General features: G+C 33.7%; 5 protein-coding genes and 1 pseudogene. 3 read left to right on the top strand and 3 right to left on the bottom strand.

Annotated elements, in window-relative coordinates:
• The first annotated feature begins 199 nt into the window (after nucleotides 1-199).
• The gene (locus tag HMPREF3058_RS12085; protein WP_202595951.1) at nucleotides 200-352 is read left to right on the top strand and encodes a hypothetical protein; all 153 of its coding nucleotides are present in this window, start codon (nucleotides 200-202) and stop codon (nucleotides 350-352) included.
• Here the strand turns inward: HMPREF3058_RS12085 and HMPREF3058_RS03080 are convergent.
• The gene (locus HMPREF3058_RS03080; protein WP_002490894.1) at nucleotides 335-925 is read right to left on the bottom strand and encodes a hypothetical protein; all 591 of its coding nucleotides are present in this window, start codon (nucleotides 923-925) and stop codon (nucleotides 335-337) included. The genes HMPREF3058_RS12085 and HMPREF3058_RS03080 overlap by 18 nt on opposite strands.
• 322 nt (nucleotides 926-1,247) lie before the next feature.
• Here HMPREF3058_RS03080 and HMPREF3058_RS03075 point away from each other — a divergent pair, with 322 nt between their 5' ends.
• Nucleotides 1,248-2,126 carry a hypothetical protein gene (locus tag HMPREF3058_RS03075; protein WP_002499484.1) on the top strand — a complete coding sequence of 293 codons (879 nt, stop codon included), beginning with the start codon at nucleotides 1,248-1,250 and terminating at the stop codon, nucleotides 2,124-2,126.
• Nucleotides 2,127-2,229: 103 nt separating this feature from the next.
• Here HMPREF3058_RS03075 and HMPREF3058_RS03070 read toward each other — a convergent pair.
• Nucleotides 2,230-2,661, bottom strand: a pseudogene (locus HMPREF3058_RS03070) (hypothetical protein).
• 265 nt (nucleotides 2,662-2,926) lie between these two features.
• On the opposite strand from HMPREF3058_RS03070, the gene HMPREF3058_RS03065 reads away from it, so the two are divergent.
• Nucleotides 2,927-4,264: an aspartate aminotransferase family protein gene (locus HMPREF3058_RS03065; protein WP_002490874.1), complete on the top strand. Its 1,338-nt coding sequence runs from the start codon at nucleotides 2,927-2,929 to the stop codon at nucleotides 4,262-4,264.
• Between the two features lie 127 nt (nucleotides 4,265-4,391).
• Here the strand turns inward: HMPREF3058_RS03065 and HMPREF3058_RS03060 are convergent, their stop codons facing one another.
• Entirely contained in the window at nucleotides 4,392-5,843 is a 1,452-nt protein-coding gene (locus HMPREF3058_RS03060; RefSeq protein ID WP_002490588.1) for an APC family permease, read from the bottom strand.
• Nucleotides 5,844-6,000 lie beyond the last annotated feature (157 nt).

The following is a 6,000-nucleotide window of genomic DNA, read 5'->3' as shown; positions in this document are numbered from 1 at the left end:
TTGTTGGCTCGCTTTCTTAGGGGACAGCTTCATCTTGTAGTCTTCAGCTTGTCCTGTTCCCTCAAGAGTATCGCCAAAATATTTTGTGTTTATATAACATTTTACATTGAAATACTTAAAAAATAAGGCCCTTTTCGTATAATTTAATAAATACCACTAAACTAATTTAACGAGGTGCCTAATATATAAAGATTATAATATGACTCAACTTACTTTACCAAAGGATACTTCAGTTCTTATCCCCACAAATGATTTTGTAGAAACAATTCCTAAGACTGAATTCAGACATCATCGTGGTGCAACATCATACCATCCCAAAATGATATTCAAAGAACTATGTCATTTTACGTAAAGGTTGATGGTAAAGTGCAATGAAACCAGCAGTGAGTAAAAATAGACTTATTATACCATTTGTATTGAAATTTTTATCTTTCATACCAGTATTCGGTAGCGTATCAGATGAGCTTTGTTGTGGTAAGTCAGAAGATTGAACTTGACCTACGTAATATGAATTGAGTTCACGTGTGCTATCCACTGCTTGTGTCTGTCGAGTAGAGTGTTGTTTTACTTGTGAAGATGTTGTAGCAATATCTTGTGCAACATAGCATTGTGGTGAATTGAGTTGACTATATTCTCCATAATATCCACTTTTATATAGCACCACACCATTTTTGTATACTTTATAAGTACCGACACCAGCACCAGATTTATTATTTATATCAATTGTGAAATAATCCCCTTTATCCTTAACTTTTTTGAAATTTTGTAAGTCCGGATTGCCACCACTATTTTTCATAGCTTGAATTGCTACAGCTTGTGCATCATGAGATGTTACTTCGGCTGCATGTGTCGTTGTGTCATTGACACTTGGAAATAATAATAATCCTGTTAATACAGTCGTTGCAATTAGAGAAATCTTTTTCACATTGATAACCCCATTTCGAATTGATGATATATGATGTATTTAAATTACTTTACGATTATAGTTTAGCACCTTGATTGCGAGATAATAGTGGTTTAAAAGAATTCAAATACAAATTTTAAGATACGTTAAAAATCTTAATAATTATAAATCATTGCTAATGATACAGCAGTAAAACAGACGTCAAGTATTGCTTCGTAAATAGCGAAGTTTTAATAATCTGTTAAATTGTTGTACATTTTTAAAAATAGTTAGTTTATAATTATTTTATAAAGTGGCTTATTTTGTTGTGTTAAATAGATTAGAATGTAGGGGAGTATTTGAATTGAAGAAATTAGCAGTGATATGTGCGTTTACAGTATTAATATTAGCCGGTTGTGGTCTTGGAGATAGTGATAATAAAGGAAGCTCAACGATAAATGATGATCAACAATCAGGGGATAAAAATAACAGAGATTCAAAATCAAGTACAAGTAGAAATCAAATAGGAGGTAATCAGCAAGACACACAACAAGATACCCATTCGAATAAATACTATGCTCAAGTTTGGTTAACTGCTTTAGATAGCTATAGAGGTGATAGTGACCTTCCTTTTGACGATTTAGAAATTGTACATCAAAATATTTCTAATAAAGTTTTAGATCCCTATCACCCAGACGAATCAGCTAAACTACCTGAAGGAACAGAATTGTTAACAGCAAGTGTTACTGCAGCAGGTTCAGTTTATTATAAAAATAATGGAGATGGCACAATTACAATATATAATGTACCATCACATTTTCAAGGGAGTTGGCGTGACGCTGATTACTCTAAAAGAGAATCTCAGCGCATTATAGATGATGCACGTACAGTTAAGTTATACAACGCAAGTGAAAGTGAAATCAATAAGATAAGTCAGATGATGAGGACTGAATTTTCAGTTGGTGATAATTTAAAAGATGAAGACGATACTTCTGAATCGGAAAATCAATCAAGCAGTTCTGATGAAGTAACGGTGACACGAAGTAATGTTATCGATATAGTTGAAGACTACGAAGGGCATCAATTAGATACAGACACATATATTTACAAAGAACCAGAAAAAGATAGTGATGGTAGTTGGGGGTTCTCATTTACAGATAAAGAAGGTCATTTAGAAGGATCTTATATTATCGATAAAGATGGAGAAGTAACGAAGTATGATGAAGATGGAGAGCCAGAATAACTAATAGGGCAGTAGAGATATCATAGTCTAATTATCTATGATGTTTCTACTGCCAATATTTATTTTATAATATGTAAAAGACATTGAGATATGAGTTTTAAAATCATAAAGTTTTTTTCGAAATGATAGGTAGACAACTCGCCATTAAAATAATGAAAAAAAGATGTGCAACTAACCACCATGCAAATTCGTTCCAACTAAAGAAAAAAATTGAGAGTTGCGCAAGAAAAACGAGAAGTGGATACATCAAAGCAAATATTAATACTAAAGGTAAGTATGCTAGACGATACAAGAATTTTGAATAATGATAGATAATTAAAAAGGTGATATAAATCAATATTCCGATACTTAAATGAATCAGTACTTCGATAATTGTTGGCACTTCATCAGGGTTGATTAAAAAATCAATATTGAGTAATAACTGAGTTAAGTGTGTGTTTTGTAGTAACACATCCATTTATATAGTTAAAATAAGTAATAGCACGCTAATCGTGGTTGCGTATAATAAATGATAAAATATTTTTAACCCATTCATATTAATATCCTCCGTAAAATATTTTATTCTATATTCCCTTTAAACATATCTTCTAAGCCTCAAGGACATATATTTCTTTATCACAAAAGATTCGTAACGAAAATATTTTTAATTATCAGAAAATATTTACAAATCTGAAAATTGTTAGTATATTGATTACTATCCTATTAGTATTGATTTATTTTAAAACGATAGCAGTTGATAGTTTTATAGCTTCAAATGTAGATAGCTATATTAAAAAGAGTCATTATTGGGAGGGAACTCAATGAGTAAAGTTAGTCATTTGATAGATGAAGATGAACGTTATTTTGCACATTCTGGACGGATTAAATATTATCCTCTAGTTATTGATCATGGTTATGGAGCCACGTTAATCGATATAGAGGGTAAGTCTTATATTGATTTATTAGCAAGTGCAAGTTCACAAAATGTGGGTCATGCTCCGAAGCCAGTAGTCGAAGCAATTAAGAACCAAACTGAGAAATTCATTCATTATACACCAGCATATATGTATCATGAACCGTTAGTGCGATTATCAAAAAAATTATGTGACATTGCTCCTGGAAATTATGAGAAGAGAGTTACTTTCGGATTAAGTGGCTCTGATGCTAATGATGGGATTATAAAGTTTGCACGTGCGTATACAGGACGTCCATACATCATAAGTTTTACCAATGCATACCATGGTTCAACATTTGGTTCATTATCGATGTCTTCAATTAGTTTGAATATGCGTAAGCATTATGGACCATTACTTAATGGATTTTACCATATACCTTTTCCTGATAAGTATAGGGGGATGTTTGAGCAAGCTAAACCTAACACGGTTGAGGAATATTTAGCGCCTTTAAAAGAAATGTTTGCAAAATACGTCCCTGCGGAAGAAGTGGCATGTATTGTGGTTGAAACAATTCAAGGTGATGGTGGCTTACTTGAACCCGTATCAGGTTATTTTGAAGCATTACAAGAGCTTTGCCACGCTCACAATATTCTTATTGCAGTTGATGATATCCAACAAGGATTAGGTCGTACAGGAAAGTGGAGTTCCGTAGAACATTATCATTTCACTCCAGATTTAATGACATTTGGAAAGTCATTAGCTGGAGGTTTACCAATGTCAGCGATTGTAGGTCGTAAAGAAATCATGGAAAGTCTTGAAGCACCTGCACATTTATTTACAACTGGTGCAAATCCTGTAAGTTGTGAGGCAGCCTTAGCAACGATAAAGATGATTGAAGATGAAGATTTACTAAATGCTTCATGGAAAAAAGGGAGTTACGTTAGAAAAAGAATAGACTCATGGATAGAACGTTACCAATATGTAGGTGATGTTCGAGGTATTGGATTATCAATTGGAATAGACATAGTATCAAATAAAATTGAGAAAACTAGAGATTCTGAAGCAGCATTAAAGATATGTAATTACTGCTTTGAAAATGGTGTGATTATCATAGCAGTTGCGGGTAATGTTTTAAGATTTCAACCACCACTTGTGATTACCTATAAGCAACTTGATAAAGCATTAGATACAATAGAACAGGCGCTTGAAAAGTTGGAAAGAGGAGAATTAAATCAATATGACATTAGTGGTCAAGGTTGGTAAGAAAAAAGTAGATGAATAGCAAAGCCTCGAGACTAAATAACAATATTAATATAGGGAGTGGGACAGAATTCATAACGAGTTCGTTGTCCTACTCCCTATATTTTAATTTAATCTATGGGTCTTTCATTTATTCTCTAGGTACTTGATACGCTTCTTCATCATTCTTTTTGGAATGTCTAATTCCATAAATTAAATAAATAATTATACCTACAATAAACCATATCAGTGTATACAATTTAGCTTCAAAACTTAATCCCCAAAATACTAGCAATACTAATATAAATGTAATTGCAGGCAAAATAGGATATAAAGGTAATTTAAATTCTGGCTTAGGTAAATCTTTCCCTTCGCGTTTTCTTAATCGATACATGGCTAGTGACACAAACATGAATGCAACAAGGGTACCTGCGGAAATCAATTGTGCTAAGAAAGCAAACGGGAACATTGATCCGATAACTACACCAATGATTGTAAGTAAGACAAGTGCTCGATTAGGTAAATGTTTGTGATTTAATTGACTTAACCAAGAAGGGAGTAAACCATCTCGTCCAAATGAATATAATAGACGTGAACCTGCAAGCATCATACCAATTAATGCAGTGAACATACCGATAACAGAAATTGCTTGAACAATTGCAGCAATAATACCATGACCACTTTCTCGTAATGCCCAACCTACTGGCTCTGCATTATCAGCATATTGAGAGTAGTGGAACATGCCAACAAGAACAAGTGCTACGGCAACAAACAATACAATAGCTACTATGAGTGATCCTAAGATTCCTCTAGGCATTGTCTTCTGTGGATTAATCGCTTCAGCTGAATTAGCAGCAATAGAGTCAAAACCAATATAAGCTAAGAAAATCATTGAAACTCCAGCATAAATACCTTGCCAACCTCCAAAGTCACCAGTATCAGTAACCTTATGTTCTGGAATAAATGGTATATAGTTACTGAAATTTATCGCAGTGAGCCCTACAATCACAAATAAAATGATGGCTAACACCTTTAGAATAACCAATATATTTTCCATACGAGCAGCTTCGTTCATTCCGCGTGATAATAGTAATGCAGTTAAAATAATCACTACAGCAGCAATGATATCAATGACACCACCGTTACTTCCAAATGGATTAGATAATGATTTAGGTAAAGAAATACCTAATGGTGCAATAAGACCTCTTAAGTTAGCAGAAAAGCCGGAAGCAACGAAAGCAACAGCAATAAAGTATTCTGCTAAAAGCGCCCAACCGGCAACCCATCCGAATAATTCACCAAAAAGTACATTAATCCATGAATAAGCTGATCCTGCAAAAGGCATTGTAGATGCCATTTCTGCATAAGTAAAGGCTACAAGACCTGCCACAATAGCAGCTAATAAGAATGACAACGAAACAGCAGGTCCGGCATGCTCAGCCGCGACAACACCTGGTAAAGTGAAGATAGATGTAGAAACAATTGTACCAACACCTAGTGCAAGAAAGTCGCGTACACGTAGCGTGCGTTTAAGATGCCCATCTTTATTTTGATAAATAGTAGGATTCTCTTTCCGAGTCATCCGATTAAAAAAACTTCCCATAACAAACCTCCATAACATCAACTTACTATTAACATGAGTCAGCAAACATTCCTTAACAATACGTATTAAAAATCATCTACATGTAGATAAATGAGTTGGCTGATTCTGATAATTAATATAATAGCACAGAAGATAAATATTTTGTCTAAAGATTCTG

The sequence above is a fragment of the Staphylococcus sp. HMSC068G11 genome (assembly GCF_001815825.1).
GTDB classification, from domain to species: Bacteria; Bacillota; Bacilli; order Staphylococcales; family Staphylococcaceae; genus Staphylococcus; species Staphylococcus epidermidis.
Note: the sequence above shows the minus strand (reverse complement) of the source record. Positions and strands in the feature narration are given on the sequence as shown.

Bases quoted from the DNA above. Each gene is read 5' to 3' on its own strand.
- HMPREF3058_RS12085 (WP_202595951.1), top strand. From the start codon at position 200: ATGACTCAACTTACTTTACCAAAGGATACTTCAGTTCTTATCCCCACA.
- HMPREF3058_RS03065 (WP_002490874.1), top strand. From the start codon at position 2,927: ATGAGTAAAGTTAGTCATTTGATAGATGAAGATGAACGTTATTTTGCA.
- HMPREF3058_RS03060 (WP_002490588.1), bottom strand. From the start codon at position 5,843: ATGGGAAGTTTTTTTAATCGGATGACTCGGAAAGAGAATCCTACTATT.